We start from the raw sequence: 19429 nt of genomic DNA, 5'->3' as shown, positions 1-19429 counted from the left end.
GCAGTGATTTTACGCAAAACCGGAACCCCTTTTGCGCTCACAGAGCTAAAGCTTTATTCTTTCTTCAATATAATCCATATATTTCTTTGATTCTTCCTCATTCTGCTCTGAAACAGTGCCTATTATCAAATAACCACTATTCGATTTCATATTTATTATTTTCATTGTGGTAAATGATATTACTCCATCTTTATCAGATCGTGTTGTTCCTTTGGATGTGGCGAGTCCGTACCAGCTATCGCTGGTGATATTTGATGTTACTTTCCCCATGGCCTCGAGACGCTTTTGAAGTATTGCAGGAACATCCTTGGCTGGGTCCTGCAGTGGCTCTTTGAGGTTGATGAATCTGATGGCCAAAGTATTCTTTTCATCAAATCTAAATGTAAGAACTTTTATTTTATCTCCATTTCCAGCATCAATCTCCCGCTCATAGAGAGGATACTTTGTTTTCACTGAAATTTTTAATTCACTATATGATATAAACATTTCATTATCTGTCCAGTCTGGTGACAATAGTATGCCGTATCGAATGGATGATGCATTTTGGTCTTCTATCATGGCATCAATGTTTTTTTCGGTTAACTGGAGTGCTCCTTGGGGAGTTTGATAAGGTATTCCTCTCGCTGCCGCTTCGATCATTTTATCCATCTCGTGGACATGCTGAATATTGTTATAGTCATCGGCATAGAGGCCAAAAAGCTTCAGGAACTCACTTTTTCTGAATTCGTAATCGGCTGTTTTCACTATTTTATTCTTCCCAAGGCTCAATTTTGCGCTTTTTAGCCCTTCCAACCTAAATCTGTCATAATATTTTTTTATCCTTATTTGAGAATTGCTATATTCTTTTCTTGCTTCCCTGCTATTCCTCATTTCTTTTGGCATATCCATCCAGAAATAATTATACAGCTCTTCTGTGATATATCCCCCAGGTGCCATGACGGTCATGTATATTTTTGATTGCATAGTGGTCATGGCATTATTTTGTATTACTTCTGCATCGGATAATGATGAGAATGTTGTTAGAAATAATGCTATAGATATGACGTTAATCACTTTCCTGATGGATCGCATTTACTTTACCCTTTCAACTGTTTCTATCTGGATTGGAATTTTTCTTTGTAGTGTTTTTGCAATGAGTGCGCGCAAAGTCGAATCCACGCTTGCAGCTGTCATTTTCTCAAATGTCGCATCATTTTTGCGGGAGCTGAAGGCTGTTTTCGCGCAAAAAAAACCGAATGCTGGCGATGAAAAAAACGCAAAATGCACAGAGCGCCGTTGGGCAGTCTGTGTTGCGTAGAGCTGGACATAAGGAAAAAATATGGCGTCCCCACGGGGATTCGAACCCCGGTCGCCGCCGTGAAAGGGCGGTGTCCTAGGCCTCTAGACGATGGGGACGTCTAAGAACCTCAGGGCGTCCTATACCAAAGAGGTACAGGCAAACGAGCTTGGCGTCCCCACGGGGATTCGAACCCCGGTCGCCGCCGTGAAAGGGCGGTGTCCTAGGCCTCTAGACGATGGGGACGTCTAAAAAGCTCATTTCAGCAATCGGCGGATAGCCTGACTGCCTACCTGAGAGATGGCGTCCCCACGGGGATTCGAACCCCGGTCGCCGCCGTGAAAGGGCGGTGTCCTAGGCCTCTAGACGATGGGGACGTCGAGGCGTGGGGCGGTTTATGCTATATCTTTCGAAACCCGTCAACAGATTTGTTTCACTTTTTTGCATTTTTTCCCGCCCCCTTCAACACGGCCTGAAACGTGAGTTTGGTAGCGGGATTATTCAGTGACTTCAGGGCGCAAGATGGTGCCTGGCGGGATGGTTCGGAAGAGCAGAATGGATAAGGGAACCCTTATGGAGGCAATCGCGGAGAGGAGGACACCCTATCCCTTTGGTATTACCCACAGGGATAATACCTTTGGATGATATCCACTTTTATTTTCAGGGTATTGGCCTGTCACTGGCCATAAGACTTATTGATAAGGGCGTGGGTAAGGGCATACCATAACCACTCTATGGTTCCGTGTATTGGCCGATCTTCCAGGTCCGGATCCAGGGGACGGCATCAAGGCAGCATAAAGGCGGAGCGCGATGAGCACATCAGTCCTGGTTACCGGTTGCCACCAGCCTTTAGGCCACTCTCTGGCCCGGTTGGCTGCCCTGTTGCCGGATGTGCGCCTGTGGCTGGCCGGAACCCCTGCCCAGCACTGTGATGCCCTGTGTGACACCATCCGTCAGGACAGCCCGGAATGCCATGTGCATTCGGTTCCCCCCGAAGATTGCCTTTCTCCGGCATCGATGCTGACGGTCAGCGGGGCAAAGCTGGTTTTGCATGCCGAAGGCCCCTTTACCCAGTATACCTACCAGATGGCCGAAGCCTGTCTGGCTGCCGGTATTCCCTATATTGATGCGGCAGACCGCCGGACATTCATGGCATCCTTCACCGGTGCCCTGCATCCGCTGGCCCTCAAGGCCGGTGTGCCGCTGATCTGTGGGGCGTCAACCTCCAGCCTCAGTTCTGCGCTGCTGGATGAAATAGCCCCGCAGTTCAATCATATCCGGGATGTCCGCGTGACAGTCATTCCCGGTGTACGGTCGCTGAGGCCGGGGTCCCAGTTGGCAACGCTGTTGTCAACGGTGGGACGTCCGATGACAGTTCTGCGCAATGGCCAAAAGATCCGGGAGATGAGTGGGCGGCACCTCCGAAAACTGTCAGTTCCGTCTGTCGGACGCTGTTCCAGCATGCTGTGCGACATGCCGGACAATGAAACCCTGCCGCCGCGCTTCCCTGATCTGGAAACGCTGGAAACCCGGCTCGCCTTACCGGGCTTTCTGGCACCACGGGCGGTCTGGCTTCTGTCGCATCTGAGGCAGGGTTTGCAGGAAGAGAGTATGCCGCATCCGCGCGGCGGGCAGCGGCCATTGACCGCCGCCGAACAGGCCCGGCTGCGTCGTGGGCAGCGGATGATGCCCTGGTTGCTCAAACGACTGGCGCGCGGGACATCCCATGCTGGTGGTTTGATTGTCGAAGCCCACGGCGATGATTCGATGGGACGCCCGCTGACCCGGGTCAGCAGCCTGATTGCCTCTGCGCCCGAGGCAGCTTATCTGCCAATCCTGCCGGTCATTGCTTTGGCGCGTCAGTGTCTGGAGGATCGGGCAAGCCTGCTGCCGGGGGCCTATACCACTCCGGGCCTGCTGCCTCTGCGCTCCTATATGGCAGAGAGCAAACTGGTGCAGGTGCTGCTGGAGCGTGAAGCCCAGCGGACACAGATCGTACCCGCCACCATTGGCAACGAGACGCCATCAAAACGCTCTGTGGCACAGACGCAGAGAACACCGGCGGCTGTCTAAAGCAGAGAGCCCCCATTTTTTCTTTCAATATCAAATCAATGGGGTCCGGGGCCTCGAGGCCCCGGCGAGGTGTGGAGCAGCGCTCCACATCCTTGTTCCCGTACTGTCGTGTGTCCTGACGCCAGGGTTATCCCGCCAGAGCGTCGGCGACAAAGGCCGCCATCCCGATCCGGCGTTCCCGCTTCAGGCGCTCGGCGTGCAGGATCGCCTTGACCTGTGCGATGCTGTCTTCCAGTGAAATGTTCACCACGCAATAGTCGTATTCGCCCCAGTGGCTGATTTCATCGACCGCCTTGGCCATCCGTTTGGCAATGACCTCGGCGCTGTCCTGCCCGCGCTTGACCAGACGGCTTTCCAGTTCGGCCAGCGAGGGCGGCAGGATAAAGATGCTGACCACATCGTCGGGCGCATTGGCCTTCAGCTGGCGATTGCCCTGCCAGTCGATGTCAAACATCACGTCGCGACCGGCCTGCAACGCCTGTTCGACCGGCTGGCGCGGGGTGCCATAGTAATTTTCGAATACCTTGGCCCATTCCAGCAACTCGCCCTTTTCGGCCATCGCTTCGACCTCGGGAACCGAGCGGAAGAAATAGTGGATGGCCTCGTCTTCGCCCGGACGCGGATCGCGGGTGGTCACCGAGACGGACAGGGCCAGTTCGGCTTCGCTGTCGAGCAGGGCGCGCGAAATTGACGACTTGCCCGCCCCGGATGGCGATGACAGCACCAGCATCACCCCACGGCGGGCAATCGGGGCGACAGGCTGGAAAACAGGGGTGGTCATGGCGGGGGCCTCGCGGGATTGGATGAGGATCGGATGGGCAGACAAAACACCAGAACCCGGTGCAGGGCAAGTCTCATCCGGCCTCCCTCATCTGGCCTCTGGGGGGGGGCACCCGGTTGGCAGCAGGGGGGACATGGTATACAACACCCCCCTCTGTCCCATCCCGCACAGGAGCGTTTGATGATTGCCAGCATGACCGGCTTTGCCCGCTGTTCAGGCCCTGCCAGCCCGCAGGCTCCGGGGTGGGTATGGGAAGCGCGCAGCGTCAATGGCAAGGGTCTGGACGTGCGCCTGCGCCTGCCATCCGGCTATGAGGATCAGGAAGGCCCGTGCCGGGACATGATCAGCAAGGCGCTGGGACGCGGGAACGTGTCGGTGTCGCTGAACCTGCATGGCCAACCCGAAGGCGCGGCGGCGGCGGTGGCGGTCAACAGCGCCCTGTTGCAGCAGCTGATGGAGATGGCGCGCGATCTGCCGCCGCATATTGCACCGCCGACCTTTGACGGCTTGCTGGCAGTCCGCGGCGTGCTGATGGCTGCCGACGAGCAGGACATCTCCCCCGAACAGCGCGAGCAGCACACGGCGGCGCTGCGGGCCGGACTGGTGCAGGCTCTGGGCGATCTGAAGACAGCCCGCGCCGAAGAGGGGCAGCGGCTGGAAGCGGTGCTGCGCGGCCAGTTGGTCACCATTCAGGGGCTGGTCGAGCAGGCCGAGCAGACCGCGGCCTTGCGTGCCGACAGCGTGCGCGGTCGCCTGCAACGGCAAATCAGCGATGTTCTGGACATGCTGGGCGGTGATGGGACAACGATCCCGGAAGACCGTCTGGTGCAGGAAGTGGCATTGATTGTCACCCGTCTGGATGTCCGGGAAGAGCTGGACCGCTTGCGGGCACATCTGGCGCAGGCCGACGACCTGCTGAGCAAAGGCGGAGCCTGTGGCCGTCGTCTCGACTTCCTGTGTCAGGAGTTCAACCGCGAGGCCAACACCCTGTGCTCCAAAGCGCAGGACAGCGATCTGACCCGGATCGGTCTGGAACTGAAAGCGGTGATCGACCAGTTGCGCGAGCAGGTGCAGAACGTCGAATAGCTCCCCTGTTCTGGCAGTCGAAACGATCGTTCATTGACTATTTTCGGTGGCATGGCGTTATAGGCGCCCTGCATCTCCCCGGAGACTCCTCCGGTACGGTTCATGGAGCACGTCAATGGCGATCCCTGCGGTTTTGGCTTCTCCCCTGCTGGTGCCGGGCCTGTTTACCTTTGTGATCATCGCCCTGTGGGCCAGCAACCGGCTGCCGGAGTATTTGACGGCGCTGATGTTCTTTGCCGGGGCGATGATGCTGCATCTGGCGCCGCCGGAACGGGTGTTTGCAGGCTTCGGGTCGTCAGCGTTCTGGCTGGTCCTGAGCGGATTTGTCATTGGAACCGCCATCCGCTCGGTCGGGCTGGCAGACCGGGTTGCCCGCATGCTGGCGGTTCCGCTGGCCGGATCGTGGCCGCGCATGCTGGTCGGAGTGGTCGCGTTGACCTATGCCCTGGCCTTTGTCATGCCGTCCAACATGGGACGAATTGCCCTGTTGATGCCGATCGTGATGGCTCTGGCCGAGCGCAGCGGTCTGGCCGAGGGCAGCAAGGGGCGGATTGCGCTGGCTCTGGCGGTCGGCTTTGGAACGTTCCAGCTTTCAACCAGCATTTTACCGGCCAATGTTCCCAACATGGTGATGGCCGGGGCGGCGGAAAGTGGCTATGGCCTGCATTTTTCCTATCTGTCCTATCTGGCCCTGCACGCGCCGATCCTCGGCGCCCTGAAAGGAGCGGTGCTGGTCCTGTGCCTGCTGCTGCTGTTCCCCCTGCCTCAGCCGCTGGAGCATTGTGCGAAAAGTGGGAACCGGTTTTCGCCACAACAATGCGGCAAAACAAAATCCTGGACCAGCGTGCCTGCGTCCGGTTTAACGCACGCTGGCCCGATCGATGTCAAAGACGCTCCTGCCCCCTGGTCGGCGGCAGAAAAGCGGCTGGCGGGGATTTTGCTGGTGACGCTGGCCTTGTGGGTGACGGACTCGCTGCACGGCATTTCACCGGCATGGGTCGGTCTGGCGGCGGCCTGTCTGTGCCTGTTGCCCCGGATTGGCTTCCTGACCGGGGACCAGTTCGCCGCCGGGGTCAATGTGCGGACCTGCCTCTATATCGCGGGGATTCTCGGGCTGGCCGCGGTGGTCAGCAGCAGCGGTCTGGGGAATGCGGTCGGGCAGGCCCTGTTGCGGGTGTTGCCGCTGTCGCCGGATCATCCGGCGGGCAACTTCGCCTCGCTGCTGGCGCTGGTCAGCGCGCTGAACTTTGTGGTGACGGCCAATGGCGTCCCGGCCCTGTTCACGCCGCTGGCGCAAAGTCTGGCCGACGGGACCGGCTGGCCCGTGGCGACGGTGCTGATGGTGCAGGTGCTGGGCTATGCGACGCCCCTGCTGCCTTATCAGGCGTCGCCCATTGTGGTGGCGATGGGGATGGGGAAGGTTCCGGCAGGGGACGGGTTGCGCCTGTGCCTGACGCTGGCGGTGGTGAGCTTTGCGCTTCTGGGACCGCTGGATTACCTGTGGTTCCACCTGCTGGGGTGGCTGTAAAGCATCAGCCCCCCCCCTGGACCAGCGTGCGTTAAATGTGACGCCACAGGACACGACAGTTGGCGGGATCAGTGAGGGCTACCGCCCGAACCCGTTTGGTGGCAATGCCCCCAAGCCCTCATTTTTCTTTAGAAATCAAATCAATGGGGTCCGGAGCCTCGACGGATCAGGTTCCGCAGAACGTCTGGTATGGCTCGTCCGACGGCGGCGGCGGGGCGGCATAGGCTTCCAGGCCGCTGCGCTGTTCATAGGGCGCTTCCAGAACACCCAGCAGTGTCCCGAATGCCCCCAGATCCCCCTCGTGGGCTGCCGCCAGCGCCTGTTCGACCAGATGATTGCGCGGGATATAGGCCGGGTTCTGGCTGTTCATCAATGCCAGTGCGGCCTGAACATCCTGCCCCTGCTGCTGCAAACGCTGCTGCCATGTCTGGTGCCATTCCTCCAGCACCGGATCGGCGGCCTGCTCCTCGGACAACAGGCCCAAGGGCGACAGGCTGCGGAAGGTGTTGGTATAGTCGGCACCGGTGGTCTGCATCCAGCCCAACAGGTCGCGCACCAACTGTTCGTCTCCGGCCCGCACGTCGAACAGACCCAGCTTGCGCCCCATCATGTGCAACCAGCGCTGATCAAAGCGGTCCTTGAAGCCGTTGATGGCCTGTTCGGCTATGGCAATGGCGTCGTCCTGACGCGGATGCAGCAGCGGCAGCAGGCTTTCGGCAAAGCGGGCCAGATTCCATTGTGCGATCACCGCCTGTCGGCCAAAGGCATAGCGTCCATGGCGATCAATCGAGCTGAACACCGTCGCCGGATCATAGGCATCCATAAAAGCGCACGGGCCATAGTCGATGGTTTCACCGCTGATGGTCATGTTGTCGGTGTTCATCACCCCATGCACAAAGCCGACCCGCATCCAGTGGGTGATCAGGTCGGCCTGCCGGTCGATCACCGCCGACAGCAACGCCCGCACCGGGTATTCCTCATCCAGCAGTTCGGGGTAATGGCGGGCCAGGGTGTAGTTGACCAGTGCGGTCAACCCTTCACCCTTCTGAGAGGCGGCAGCATATTCAAAGGTCCCCACCCGCAGATGGCTGGAAGCCACCCGCGTCAGCACCGCGCCGGGCAAGGCTGCCTCGCGGTACACCGCTTCGCCGGTGGTAACCACCGCCAGACTGCGGGTAGTGGGAATGCCAAGCGCCACCATCGCCTCGCTGATCAGGTATTCGCGCAGCATCGGCCCCAGCGCCGCCCGGCCATCGCCCCGGCGGGAATAGGGGGTCTGCCCTGCCCCTTTCAGGTGAATATCCAGCCGCAGCCCATCCGGGGTAAGATGTTCGCCCAACAGGATCGCCCGCCCATCGCCCAGCATGGTGAAGTTCCCGAACTGGTGTCCGGCATAGGCCTGCGCCAGCGGCTCGCTGCCGGGCGGCAACTGGTTGCCTGCAAACACCGCCGCCACCGACAGCGGGTCGGCAGCCTTCAGGTCCAGCCCCAGTTGGGCGGCCAACTGGTGGTTAAACACCACCGGAGCCGGTTGCCGGGACGGTGTCGGATTCTGCCTGCGGAAAAACAGCTCCGGCAAGCGGGCATAGCTGTTGTCAAAGGACCATCCGGGAACAGAAGAACATGATGGGTCGGTCATTTGAACTATACCTTTGAATTATTCCAAGGTAGTACCCTAACAGAAAGCCGGAGTATCGCCAAGGACTGATGCGACAAAACATGGCTCGCGGCTGACATCTGCGGTTTTTCCTCGCCCGCCGCGCCGGGACTGCCGTATTACCAACGCCCGCCTGTTTTCTGCCCGCCGCCGCTTTTCACCCAACAGGGATCATCCGCATGCTCAAACGTACCCTTGGCCCGGCGATGGTCGGCCTGATTGCCGGTATCGACAATCTGGGAGCCAGTCTGGCCTTTGCCGCCCTGCTGTTCCCCGGTGCCCTGTCCGCCGGGCTGGGGATGGGGGTTGGCGTTCTGTTGCTCAGCGGGGTGATTCTGGCGCTGGTCATCGCCCTGCGCAGCAGCAATCCCAACACCATCGCCATGGTACAGGAAACCAGCATCGCCATTCTGGCCTCGTCGATTGTCGGCGTCACCGCCACCATGACCGCCAGCAGCAGCGATCAGCGCATCGCCACCGTCTTTGCGGTGCTGGGCACCAGCACGGTGCTGACCGGGGCCTGTTTCTGGCTGTTCGGCACCCTGCGGCTGGGCGGACTGGTGCGCTTTCTGCCCTATCCGGTGGTGGCGGGCTTTCTGGCCGGGTCGGGCTGGCTGCTGATCGAAGGCGCGGCGGTGATGCTGAGTGGCAGCCATCAGGCATCGGCCCTGTTCAGCACCCTGGCCGACCCGCTGGGGCTGGCGAAAATCCTGCCCGCTGGCCTGTTTGCGGTGGCCCTGCTGCTGGCCCTGCGCCGTTCAACCAATCCGCTGATTGCTCCGCTGGTGATGGTTGGGGCCGGGGGAGTGTTTTACGCCCTGCTGGCCGCAGGCGATGTCTCTGTCGATCAGGCGCGGGCCTGGAGCTGGCTGCCCACCACCCCCGCCGATGGTACCATCGCCCTGCCGTCGCCGGTCTGGGTGGTGCAAAATGCCGACTGGGGCGCGGTGCTGGCCACCACGCCGGCGATGGCCTCGGCGGTGATCCTCAGCATGATTGGCCTGCTGCTGAACAGCAGCGGGCTGGAACTGTCCTCGGGCCGGGATCTCGATGCCAATGCCGAATTGCGCTCCAGCGGGCTGGCCAATCTGCTCAGCGGGCTGATCGGGGGAACGTCGGGCTTTGTCGGGCTGGGGATGACCCTGCTGGCCGACAAGCTGGGAGTCCATGGCCGGGCGGCAGGGATGGCCACCGCCTGCGTGCTGGCCATCGGCCTGCTGTGCGCCCCGCTGCTGGCCGCCCTGATGCCGACCTTCCTCGCCGCCGGGCTGATGATCTTCCTCGGGCTGGAACTGCTGCTGGAATGGCTGGTCGCCTCCCGCCGCCAGTTGCCCCGCCGCGAATGGCTGGTGGTGGCGGCCATCCTGCTGGCGATCATGCTGGTCGGCTTCCTCGCCGGGCTGGCGCTGGGGCTGGCCATTTCGGTGGTGATGTTCGTCTATACCTATTCCCGCCTGCCGGTGGTGCGGATGGTCGCCAGCGGCACCGAGTTGCGCAGCAGCGTTGACCGCTCGACCGCTGCCATCCAGCGCCTGAACACTCAGGGCCAGCGCATCCACGTCCTGCAACTGCAAGGCTATCTGTTTTTCGGCACCGTCGAGCGGGTGGTGTCCGAAGTGCGCGAGCGCCTGCAGGCGATATCCGAGCGCCCGTTGCAGTTCCTGCTGCTCGACCTGCGGGCGGTCAGCGGCGCGGACTCGGCGGCCACGGCGGGCTTTCTCAAGATTTGCACCATGGCCGACGCCGAAGGGGTGACGGTGATCTTCAGCCACCTGTCCCCCGAGCTGCGACTGGCGGTCGAGCGTGCCGGGCTGGCCTTTGCCTCCCATTCCGGCTGCCAACTGGCCCCGGACCTCGACCACGCCCTGGAGGCCTGCGAAGAGGCCCTGTTGCAGGACGACACCAGCGCAGGCAGCACCAGCGAAGTGCTCCGCCATCTGGAAGGAACCCTCGGCCCCCACTCCCGCCTGCCCGATCTGGTGGCGGCGATGGACAAGCTGACCCTGCCCCCCGGAGCTGACCTGATCCGCGCCGGAGAAAGCGCCGATGACGTCTATGTGCTGGGCCATGGCCGGGTCAAGGTGCAGATCACCCTGCCCAATGGCCGCCCGCTGCGCCTGCGCACCATGACCTCGGGGGCGGTGGTCGGTGAGATCGCCCTCTACCTCGGCGGCAAACGCACCGCCGATGTGGTGGTGGAAACGCCCTCGACCATCTTCCGCCTTGGCCGGGGCCGTCTGGAGCATCTGGAGAAAACCGACAGCGAACTGGCCCTGCTGTTCCACCGCCTGCTGGCCGTCACCCTGTCGGAAAAACTGGTACTCGCCAACCGGCTGATCCAGTTGGCGCAGAACTGAAACAACGCCCCGACTTCGGCCACCACAACACTCGGGACGGACAAAATATGTCCAGCCGCAATTATCAGGAGTGAAATGCCGGTAAACTCAGTGTATTGATAGGGTGACTGCACCCATAGAGGGTTCCCATCGGGGGAGGGGAAATTGCTCGGATCCAGGCAGGCCGCCATCTTGCGTATCTGGCCCGGCGATGCCGCAGGCAATCGCCGCGACGGGCCTCCTGTCGGGACCGGTTTTCTGGTCAGCGGGGCCGACGGCCAGACCTACGCCCTGACCTGCGCCCATGTGGTGAGCGCCGCGCTGGGCCCGCCGTTCAACCAGTCTCCCCCGTCGGAATGCCTGATTTCCGCCAATCTGCCCGGCCATGGCACCCTCACCCTGCGCCTGCGGGCATGGGTGCCGCCGCTTGAGGTATATGGCTCACAAGAGCATGACGGGGTGGCGGACATTGCCATCCTGTCCCCGGTGGACCAGCAGGCCTGGCCGACCTTTTTGCCGCTGCGGATTGAACCGCCCCGGCAGGTTGTCCCCCTCAACGCATCGCTGCCCTTTTACAGCTTTGGCTTCATGGGATCGGCCCATGGCCTGCCGACCAACGGACGCCTGACCGCCACTGATGCCCGCAACTGGTTTGTTGCCGACGGCGCGACAGCCGATCAACCGTTCATCGAAGAAGGTCTCAGCGGTGCCCCGGCCATTGCCGCCGACCATGGCAGCATCCTCGGCATGGTCGTAGAGCGGCGGGTGCGGGAAGAGCGGCAAGGGTTTGTGATTCCAGCCTACGCGCTGGCCAAAGCCTGGCCGCCACTGGCCAGCCCCTATCCCGGACTGGCGGCCTTTGATGGCAACACCGCCCATCTGTTCTTCGGACGGGGCCGCGCACAGACTGCCTTGTCTGCGCCGACCGGCAAGCTGAAGGAAGCCCTTGAGCAACTGGAGCGTCAGCGCCTGATGGCGGTGGTTGGCACCTCAGGCAGCGGCAAGTCATCGTTTGTCAAGGCCGGGCTGGCCGAAGAGTACCGCCGCCATGGCTGGACGGTGTTTCTGTTCCGCCCCAGTGACGTCAGGTATCAGGCGGTCTCCGAGCAACTGGCGGCAGCTCTGGCCCGTCCGCTGGGGGCGGACCCGTCATTCGTTCCACGCCGCACCCTGATCATCATCGATCAGTTTGAAGAGTTCTTCCCCGACAGCGCCCGCGATGACGATCACCGCAGCGCTCAGGACAACAGCCTGATAGCACAGCGCACCGTCATTCTGCGGCGGATTCTGGATGCCGTCGAGCGAGACGAAGCCCACTGTTTGCTGACCGCCCGCCTCGACCTGCTGGAAACGATGATCACCGCCGACGAAACGGTGGCCCGGCTGTTTTCCGCCCCCTATCCGATGTTCACCCTGTCGGCGATGAACCGGGCCGAAGTGCGCGAGGCCATCACCGGTCCGGCGGCCCTGTTCGGGGTGGAGGCCGAGGCCGGTTTTACCGAAGTGATGGCCATCGAAGCCACCCGCGAGCCGGGCCGCCTGCCACTGCTGCAAGAGGCCCTGCGCCACTGCTGGCGGCATCTGGCACAGACCCGGAACCACTGGCTGATGCGCCAGCCCTCCACCACCACCGCAGATGATCCGGCCCAGATCCTCGAAGAGGCCCTCGCTCACCACGGCGACCATGCCGTGGACAACCTGCACCGTCAGCGCTTTCAGAATGACGATATCGACCGGGTTCTGTTGTCGCTGGTCCGGCTGGTCGATGGCCGGGCCTTGCGGCGGCGGCTGGTACTGGCCGAGGCCTCGGCCACTGACCGGCAGCTTCTGACCGCCCTCAGCAGCGAGCGGATCACCGTGCTGAGTGAGGATAGCAAACAACCAACGGTGGAACTGGTCCACGAAGCCCTGATGGCCCGCTGGCACCGGTTAAGCACACTGATCGACGACCACCGCCGCTTTCTGGCCTGGCGCGACCGCTTTGAACGCGAACATGCCGTGTGGGAGGCAGGCGAACGGGCTGAACGCGACCTGCTCCGCCGCCATGACCTCGATCAGGCCGGTGAGTGGCTGGTCAACGCTACCGGCCTTTATGCCCCCCCACCGCCCCCCCAAAGCGACTATATCGCCGCCAGTCAGGCGTTCCACCTGCAAGAGGACCAGCGGAAGGAACAGCAACTGCGCGACAGCGAACAGCAAAACCAGCGCCTGCAGCAGCAGAACCGCCGCACCAGACGCTGGCTGCGCATTTCGGCAGGCCTGTTGCTGATCTCGCTGATCGCCCTGCTGGCGATTGGCGGACTGTACCAGATGGTGCGCGCCCAGACGGATGCCGCCCAGCGACAGGAATCCCGCGCACTCGCCGCACTGGCGCAACAGGAAAACGAGCGCGGTGATCACATGACCGCCATCCTGCTGGCCCTCGAAGCCCTGCCCGATCCGGCCAAACACCGCGACCGCCCGGTTACAGCGGAAGCAGAAGCCGCCTTACGGCAGGCATGGTTGCGGAACAGGGAGGAGCGGACTCTGGTGGGGCATGAAGATCGTGTTACTGCCGCCAGCTTTAGCCCTGATGGGAAGAAGGTGTTAACAGCCTCATACGATGGCACTGCCCGCGTGTGGGATCTGTCTAGCTCCCCCCCCACAGCCATCTCGCTCAACGGGCACAAAAGCGCTGTCGGCGCCGCCAGCTTCAGTCCCGATGGACGACGGGTGGTTACAGCCTCTGACGACAACACCGCCCGCGTGTGGGATCTGTCTGCCCAGACGCCCACCGCCATCGTCCTCAAAGGGCATACAGGTGATGTCACCGCCGCCAGCTTTAGCCCTGATGGGCGGCGGGTGCTCACTGCCTCTTACGATCAGACCGCCCGCGTGTGGGATTTATCAGACCTGACGCTCGCTAGCCTCGTCCTCAAAGGACATACAGGTCATGTCACCGCTGCCAGCTTTAGCCCTGATGGGCAACGGGTGATCACCGCCTCTGACGATAAGACCGCCCGCGTGTGGAATCTGTCCGACCTCATGCTCCCCTCCATCATTCTCAGCGGGCATACGGATCGTGTCACCGCCGTCAACTTCAGCCCCGATGGACTACGGGTGCTCACTGCCTCTGACGATCAGACTGCCCGCGTGTGGAACCTATCTGGTCCGATCCCCACTGCCATCATCCTCAAAGGACATACGGGTGGGATCAACGCCGCCCGCTTCAATTCCAATGGGTTCCGGGTAGTCACAGCCTCTCGTGACACCACAGCACGCGTATGGGATTTGTCAAGCCCAACACCCACCACCATCGTCCTCAATGGGCATGAAAGAGCTATCACCGACGCCAACTTCAGCCCTGATGAACGAAAGGTGATCACTGCCTCTGACGATAAGACCGCCCGCGTGTGGAATCTGTCTAACCCCATTCCCACCGCCATTATCCTCAGTGGGCATGAACTCCCTGTCAGCACCGCCAATTTTAGCCCTGATGGACGAAAGGTGGTTACTGCCTCATCGGACAACACCGCACGCGTGTGGAATCTGTCTGACTCGCCACTAACAACGGACAATTTTAGTCACGGTGGACAACTTTTAATATCAAAATATGGAGAAAATACATTTAAAGAAGGAAATTTAGCTACCCGGAGACTCGCCGCAAGACTACTCCATCTCTATGTAGGCTCCACCAGCTTCAGCCCTGATGGACGCAAGCTGGTCACCACATCATGGGACAACACCGCACGCATATGGGATTTGTCTGGTCCGTTACCCACGGCCATAGACATCAAAGGGCATGAACTCCCTATTAACGACGCCAACTTCAGTCCTGATGGCCAATGGGTGGTCACTGCCTCATCGGACGAAACCGCCCGCATGTGGGATTTGTCAGGCCCGACACCCACAATGATCGTCCTCAGAGGACATACGGAAAGAGTCTCCACAGCCGATTTCAGCCCTGATGGCCGACGGGTGGTCACTGCCTCAATAGACAAGACAGCCCGCGTGTGGGATCTGTCAGGCTCGACGCCCACTGTCATCGTCCTCAAAGGACATACAGGTGGTGTCACCGCCGCCAGCTTTAGCCCCGATGGGCAACGGGTGGTCACTGCCTCTGACGATAAAACCGCACGCGTATGGGATATGTCAGGCTCGACGCCCACCGCCATCATCCTCGAGGGGCATGAAAGCATCGTCACCGCCGCCAGCTTCAGCACCGATGGGCGACGGGTGATCACTGCCTCATCGGATAAAACCGCCCGCGTGTGGGATCTGTCAGGCTCGACGCCCACCGCCATCGTCCTCAGCGGGCACGAGGGGGGTGTCACCGCTGCCAGCTTCAGCACCGATGGGCGACGGGTGATCACTGCCTCATCGGATAAAACCGCCCGCGTGTGGGATCTATCTGGTCCAACGCCCACCTCCATCGTTCTCAGTGGGCATATGCAAAGCGTCACTGTCGCCAGCTTCAGCCCTGATGAACGAAAGGTGGTCACTGCCTCGCCAGACAACACCGCCCGCGTGTGGGATCTATCTGGTCCAACGCCCGTAGCAAGCATTCTCGGAGGCCAGGCAAGTAAGATCTTCGATGCCCAATTTCGTCCCGATGGCCACCAAATCGTCACAGCCTCTACGGACGACACTATCCGCCTATGGGACTACCCGGATGTCAGCACCCTGATCGTCACCGCCCGCGCACATGTCTCACACTGTTTATCAGCAGAACAACGACAACGCTTTGGTTTGTCGCCAACTCTGTCCGATCGTGACAGCAGAGCGGCTCCCCTCCCCGACCTGCAGGGATACTGCCCCTCGTAACCCGCCCCGTTTTTCAGGAGCCACCCCATGCCCATTCGTCTTGTGCCCTATGACCTGCCGAACGGCCAGCAGATCATCGTTGAGGAAGAGGTTGCTGACCGTGGCGGCATGGTCGCCAATACCGGTTCCGGTCTGGCCGCCAAGGCCCGCCAGAGTTTTGACCAGGCGCTGGCGGCGATTCGGCCCAGCCTTGCCTCGGTGATGGATCAGGTGGACAGCCTCGCCACCCGCCCCGAGCAGGTCACCGTTGAACTGGGCTTTACGCTGAAGGGGGAAGTCGGGGCGGTGATCGCCAAGAGCGCCGCCGAAGCCAACATCAAGATTTCCCTGACCTGGAAACCGGCCAAACCATAACCTCCGCCTCCTCTCACCCGACCAGCAGACAAGGCTGGTCGGTGGCCGGGTGGGGGACGATGTGCATCGGCACGCCGTAAACCTGTTGCAGGATGCCACTGTGCAGCACCTGCCGGGCGGTTTCGTCGGCTTGGAGCTGGCCGTTTTTCAGCACCACCAGCCGGTCGCAATAGCGCACCGCCAGATTCAGGTCGTGCAGGATGATCAGCACCCCCAGCCCCAACGAGCGGCTGACCGAGCGCACCAGCTCGAGGGTGGCAATCTGGTGGGCGATGTCGAGGGCGGCAATCGGTTCGTCCAGCAGCAACAGGCCGCTTTTCTGCGCCAGCAACAGCGCCAGCCACACCCGTTGACGCTCGCCGCCGGACAGGCTGTCCACCAGCCGCCCGGCCATCGCCCGCACGCCGGTCACGTCCAGCGCGGCATCGACATGCTGCTGGTCGCTGGCGCTGAACCGGCCCAGCGCACCGTGCCACGGATAGCGGCCCAGCCGTACCAGTTCCTCGACGGTCATTCCGCCTGCCGGGGCCAGATGCTGCGGCATATAGGCCACTTCGCGGGCGAAATCCTGCGCTGACCAGCGCGACACGTCGCGCCCGGCCAGCCGGACCATCCCCTGTGACGGGCTGAGGTGACGGGCGACCAGCTTCATCAGCGTCGATTTGCCCGAACCGTTATGGCCAATCAGCCCGACCACTTCGCCGCGCCCCAGCGACAACGACAAGGGATGCAAAACGGTCTTGCCGTCAATGGCGTAGGACACCGCATCGAGGTCCAGCATCAGGGGATGTTCCTTCACAGCATGCCACAACAGGCACATTCACAGACAACGAACGACGGCGGGCGAACTTCACCCCGCCACCACCCGTCGCCGCAGGCGCATCATCTGCCAGCCGAAAATCAGCAACGACAGCACCCCACCCAGACCCGAGGCCAGCGCCGGGCTGAACAGCACGCCTTCCACCCCCAGCGTCAGCGGCAACAGCAGCAAGGCCGGGATCAGCAGATATCCCTGAGGCGCCAGCCCGACCACTGCCGACAATGTGGCCCGTCCCATCGACTGCAACAAAATCAGGGTGACATATTCCAGCCCGGTGATGGCAAAGCACAGATGGAACATCCGCACCGCTTCGATGCCAACCGCCTGCACCGCCGCATCGGGGGTGAACAGGGCGACCAGCGGCTGGGGAAAGGCCAGCATCACCCCGGCATAGAGCACTGAAAACACCGTCGTCACCAGCAGCATGAAGCGGATACCGCTCAGCAGGCGCGGATAGGTGCGCGCCCCATAGCTGTAGCTGATCACCGCCTGTGCCCCCAGACAGAAGCCAATCACCGCAAAATAGCCCAGCATCATCAGGCGGGCGGCGATACCGATGCCCGCCACCGCTTGCTCACCACCATGAACGGCGGCCTGCCGGTACATCAGGGCAAAGGCAATCGCCGACAAAAAGCTGCCGAGGGTGGCGGGCATGCCGACCTGCACCACCGGCTTCAGGATCGGCCAGCGCGGCCGCATCAGGCGGGGCCGCAGCAACACCACCCCCCAATGACGGTGGAAGTAAACCCAGTACGCCGCCAGCGCCACCGCCTTGGCGACCAGTGTCGCCCATGCTGCGCCTTCGACACCCCAGCCAAAAGCAAAAATAAACAGCGGATCGAGCAGCATGTTCAGCAGGAACGATCCCAGCAGGGTGATCATGCTGAAGCGGGTGTTGCCCTCGGCGATGGCGATGAAATCGCACAGGATTTGCACCAGCGTCATCACGCAACTGATCGCCAGGATGCCGGTATAGGCCGAGGCCAGTGACATCAGTTCGGGGCTGGTGCCCATCAGCGCCAGCACCTCGCGGTGAAACAGCCACAACAACAAGCTCATCACCGCACCAACCACCGCCGCCAGCATCAGACCGTTGCTGGCGGTCAGACAGGCGCGGCCCCAGCGCTTTTCGCCCAGAAACCGCCCGACCGACGCCGCCACGCCGACCCCCAGCCCCTCGCCCAGCGCCGCTACCAAGGCAAACAGCGGCAGGGCAATGTTGACCGCCGCCAGTGCATCGGTCCCCAGATGACCGACGAACACCGCATCAACGGCATAATACAAGGCATTGACCAGCAGCCCGATCACCGACGGGATCGCCAGTTGCAAAATCAGCCGCCGCAGACGCGGGTCATCGAGATCAACCGGCGAGGCAAAACGGACACGGCCCTTGCGGGCCGCTCCTCGAAAGGCAAGAGACATGATCAGCCATCCACCCGGTTATTCGGCAGCAACGGACGTCACCGCCGCCGCCCGCAGGCTGTCATCCTGCGGCGCCCACAGACGTTCGCCAAAGAACCGTTCGCGCAGCAGCATCACCAGCATCGCCCGCTTGTGCGGAAAGCTGAACTGCTTGACCTTGGCAAAGCCTGAACGCTCCAGATTGCGGATCTGCTGGGAATGCGACGCCGCCGGTTCGCCGACAATGCGCTGGGTGCGCGGGTCATCAAGGAACATGAAGTGCATCAGCGATGGCAGCCACGCACTGACCCGCGCCTTGCCGCGATAGGCATCCTCGCCGACCAGCACATGCCAGCCGCGATCAAAGTCCTCGGCGTCATAATAGGGGGCGATGCGGTTTTCCTTCGCCCAATAGACTTCAAAATAGCCGAACGGCTGACCATCAAAGCAGCCAATCACCGGCACCATGTGCGGGTCGGCCAGTTTGGTTTCGATATAGGCGCGGTGAACATCAAGATCACCGGTTTCTTCCCAGATCACCGCCACCCGAGGATCATTCATCCAGCGGTTCAGCCGCTCGGCGTCCTGCTCGACATCGATCAGGCGGAAGGAAATGGTTTCGTTCAGCCACGGAATGAAGCGTTCATACAGCACGCCGTCGATCTTCGGGCGGCGCAGCGGATGGCGCTTGCCGTTGGTCATGGTGTGCAACAGCGGATAGCAGCCCGCCGCCTGCCCGCGTGGCGACAGCCACGGCCCGGCCTGCTGCCACAGCAGGTCTGCCGGGATCTCCCAGCCTTGACCATCCGCTGACGCCACCACCACCCCGGCTTCGCTCAGGGCACGGCCCAGCGGCCCCTCGCCACGCAGCACCGGCAAGCCCGGCTGCGTGGCATAAACGGCTTCGGCCACCGCCAGCACGTCCGCCGCATCCGGGATGCCATCCAGCGGGCGCAGGACGCCGCCCGTCCAGGAAAAACGGCTGTCGGGGGCTCCGGCCCGGCTGACGGTCAACAGCGTGCCGTCAGCACTGGCACGCACCTGCCCCGGCAGCCCTGCCGTCACGGAGGTCAAAAACGGATGCTGGGAAAGGGAAGTCAGCTCAGAGGTCATCGTTGCTCATCCTGCAATACGGCACGGTCAAAGGTCGGCATCCGGTTCATGCGTCACGAACTGGGGTCACGAACGGGCTGCCCTTGTTCGAATGACGGACGGGCTGGAAAGAAATTCATTCTCATTTGAGTTTTTATTGCATCTAAACCACATTTTTTCGTCAAATCCCGTAAATTTCCCTCGCCGTCATCCGTCAGCACC

13 protein-coding genes and 3 tRNA genes are annotated in these 19429 nt (G+C 61.5%); 7 read left to right on the top strand and 9 right to left on the bottom strand.

The features are described 5' to 3' along the window. Window positions 1-45: 45 nt before the first annotated feature. Window positions 46-945, bottom strand: coding sequence for a hypothetical protein (locus BW995_RS16525; RefSeq protein WP_139332970.1), 900 nt, complete (start codon window positions 943-945; stop codon window positions 46-48). Between BW995_RS16525 and BW995_RS20605 the strand changes: the two genes are divergently transcribed. After that, window positions 944-1297, top strand: coding sequence for a hypothetical protein (locus BW995_RS20605; RefSeq protein ID WP_139332969.1), 354 nt, complete (start codon window positions 944-946; stop codon window positions 1295-1297). The two genes, BW995_RS16525 and BW995_RS20605, sit on opposite strands and share 2 nt — an antisense overlap. Before the next feature lie 22 nt (window positions 1298-1319). Here BW995_RS20605 and BW995_RS16520 read toward each other — a convergent pair. The 3 genes from BW995_RS16520 to BW995_RS16510 form a co-directional block, all read right to left on the bottom strand. Next, a tRNA-Glu gene (locus BW995_RS16520) sits at window positions 1320-1395 on the bottom strand. A 51-nt stretch (window positions 1396-1446) separates the two neighbouring features. Next, window positions 1447-1522 (bottom strand) — tRNA-Glu (locus tag BW995_RS16515). Between the two features lie 55 nt (window positions 1523-1577). Then, window positions 1578-1653: transfer RNA gene (locus BW995_RS16510), tRNA-Glu, on the bottom strand. Between the two features lie 433 nt (window positions 1654-2086). Between BW995_RS16510 and BW995_RS16505 the strand changes: the two genes are divergently transcribed. Beyond that, window positions 2087-3349 (top strand): saccharopine dehydrogenase family protein, encoded by a 1263-nt coding sequence (locus tag BW995_RS16505; RefSeq protein ID WP_076401507.1) that lies wholly within the window; start codon window positions 2087-2089, stop codon window positions 3347-3349. Window positions 3350-3476: 127 nt separating this feature from the next. Here BW995_RS16505 and gmk read toward each other — a convergent pair whose 3' ends face one another. After that, complete coding sequence (gene gmk / locus BW995_RS16500) at window positions 3477-4130, bottom strand: guanylate kinase (RefSeq protein WP_076401506.1); 654 nt, start codon at window positions 4128-4130, stop codon at window positions 3477-3479. 180 nt (window positions 4131-4310) lie between these two features. Between gmk and BW995_RS16495 the strand changes: the two genes are divergently transcribed. Both BW995_RS16495 and BW995_RS16490 read left to right on the top strand, forming a co-directional pair. Next, a complete protein-coding gene (locus tag BW995_RS16495; protein WP_322099128.1) occupies window positions 4311-5216 on the top strand; it encodes a YicC/YloC family endoribonuclease in 906 nt (301 codons plus the stop codon). Window positions 5217-5331: 115 nt separating this feature from the next. Next, a complete protein-coding gene (locus tag BW995_RS16490) occupies window positions 5332-6744 on the top strand; it encodes an SLC13 family permease (protein ID WP_076401504.1) in 1413 nt (470 codons plus the stop codon). A 166-nt stretch (window positions 6745-6910) separates the two neighbouring features. Here the strand turns inward: BW995_RS16490 and BW995_RS16485 are convergent, their stop codons facing one another. Then, window positions 6911-8383 carry a protein adenylyltransferase SelO gene (locus tag BW995_RS16485; protein ID WP_076401503.1) on the bottom strand — a complete coding sequence of 491 codons (1473 nt, stop codon included), beginning with the start codon at window positions 8381-8383 and terminating at the stop codon, window positions 6911-6913. A gap of 197 nt (window positions 8384-8580) precedes the next feature. Between BW995_RS16485 and BW995_RS16480 the strand changes: the two genes are divergently transcribed. From BW995_RS16480 to BW995_RS16470, 3 genes are all read left to right on the top strand, one after another. Beyond that, entirely contained in the window at window positions 8581-10758 is a 2178-nt protein-coding gene (locus BW995_RS16480; protein ID WP_076401502.1) for an SLC26A/SulP transporter family protein, read from the top strand. A 171-nt stretch (window positions 10759-10929) separates the two neighbouring features. Next, on the top strand, window positions 10930-15540 hold the full coding sequence (locus BW995_RS16475; RefSeq protein WP_076401501.1) for an nSTAND1 domain-containing NTPase: 4611 nt from the start codon (window positions 10930-10932) through the stop codon (window positions 15538-15540). A 27-nt stretch (window positions 15541-15567) separates the two neighbouring features. Beyond that, the gene (locus BW995_RS16470; RefSeq protein WP_076401500.1) at window positions 15568-15894 is read left to right on the top strand and encodes a CU044_2847 family protein; all 327 of its coding nucleotides are present in this window, start codon (window positions 15568-15570) and stop codon (window positions 15892-15894) included. A 13-nt stretch (window positions 15895-15907) separates the two neighbouring features. Here BW995_RS16470 and BW995_RS16465 read toward each other — a convergent pair whose 3' ends face one another. From BW995_RS16465 to BW995_RS16455, 3 genes are all read right to left on the bottom strand, one after another. Continuing rightward, window positions 15908-16675 carry an ABC transporter ATP-binding protein gene (locus tag BW995_RS16465; RefSeq protein WP_076401499.1) on the bottom strand — a complete coding sequence of 256 codons (768 nt, stop codon included), beginning with the start codon at window positions 16673-16675 and terminating at the stop codon, window positions 15908-15910. Window positions 16676-16744: 69 nt separating this feature from the next. After that, complete coding sequence (locus BW995_RS16460; RefSeq protein ID WP_076401498.1) at window positions 16745-18136, bottom strand: MATE family efflux transporter; 1392 nt, start codon at window positions 18134-18136, stop codon at window positions 16745-16747. A gap of 18 nt (window positions 18137-18154) precedes the next feature. Further along, the gene (locus tag BW995_RS16455) at window positions 18155-19228 is read right to left on the bottom strand and encodes a GNAT family N-acetyltransferase (protein ID WP_076401497.1); all 1074 of its coding nucleotides are present in this window, start codon (window positions 19226-19228) and stop codon (window positions 18155-18157) included. Between the last annotated feature and the right edge of the window lie 201 nt (window positions 19229-19429).

Source organism: Insolitispirillum peregrinum, from assembly GCF_900156605.1.
Classification (GTDB): Bacteria; Pseudomonadota; Alphaproteobacteria; order Rhodospirillales; family Rhodospirillaceae; genus Insolitispirillum; species Insolitispirillum peregrinum.
The sequence above is the reverse complement of the archived record's forward strand: the minus strand, read 5'-3'. Positions and strand labels throughout refer to the sequence as shown.

What these genes read in the sequence shown, in the direction of transcription:
- BW995_RS16460 (WP_076401498.1), bottom strand. Translation starts at nt 18,136, where the DNA reads ATGTCTCTTGCCTTTCGAGGAGCGGCCCGCAAGGGCCGTGTCCGTTTT.
- BW995_RS20605 (WP_139332969.1), top strand. Translation starts at nt 944, where the DNA reads ATGTATATTTTTGATTGCATAGTGGTCATGGCATTATTTTGTATTACT.
- BW995_RS16470 (WP_076401500.1), top strand. Translation starts at nt 15,568, where the DNA reads ATGCCCATTCGTCTTGTGCCCTATGACCTGCCGAACGGCCAGCAGATC.
- gmk (WP_076401506.1), bottom strand. Translation starts at nt 4,130, where the DNA reads ATGACCACCCCTGTTTTCCAGCCTGTCGCCCCGATTGCCCGCCGTGGG.
- BW995_RS16505 (WP_076401507.1), top strand. Translation starts at nt 2,087, where the DNA reads ATGAGCACATCAGTCCTGGTTACCGGTTGCCACCAGCCTTTAGGCCAC.
- BW995_RS16465 (WP_076401499.1), bottom strand. Translation starts at nt 16,675, where the DNA reads ATGCTGGACCTCGATGCGGTGTCCTACGCCATTGACGGCAAGACCGTT.
- BW995_RS16490 (WP_076401504.1), top strand. Translation starts at nt 5,332, where the DNA reads ATGGCGATCCCTGCGGTTTTGGCTTCTCCCCTGCTGGTGCCGGGCCTG.
- BW995_RS16480 (WP_076401502.1), top strand. Translation starts at nt 8,581, where the DNA reads ATGCTCAAACGTACCCTTGGCCCGGCGATGGTCGGCCTGATTGCCGGT.
- BW995_RS16525 (WP_139332970.1), bottom strand. Translation starts at nt 945, where the DNA reads ATGACCGTCATGGCACCTGGGGGATATATCACAGAAGAGCTGTATAAT.
- BW995_RS16485 (WP_076401503.1), bottom strand. Translation starts at nt 8,383, where the DNA reads ATGACCGACCCATCATGTTCTTCTGTTCCCGGATGGTCCTTTGACAAC.
- BW995_RS16495 (WP_322099128.1), top strand. Translation starts at nt 4,311, where the DNA reads ATGATTGCCAGCATGACCGGCTTTGCCCGCTGTTCAGGCCCTGCCAGC.
- BW995_RS16455 (WP_076401497.1), bottom strand. Translation starts at nt 19,228, where the DNA reads ATGACCTCTGAGCTGACTTCCCTTTCCCAGCATCCGTTTTTGACCTCC.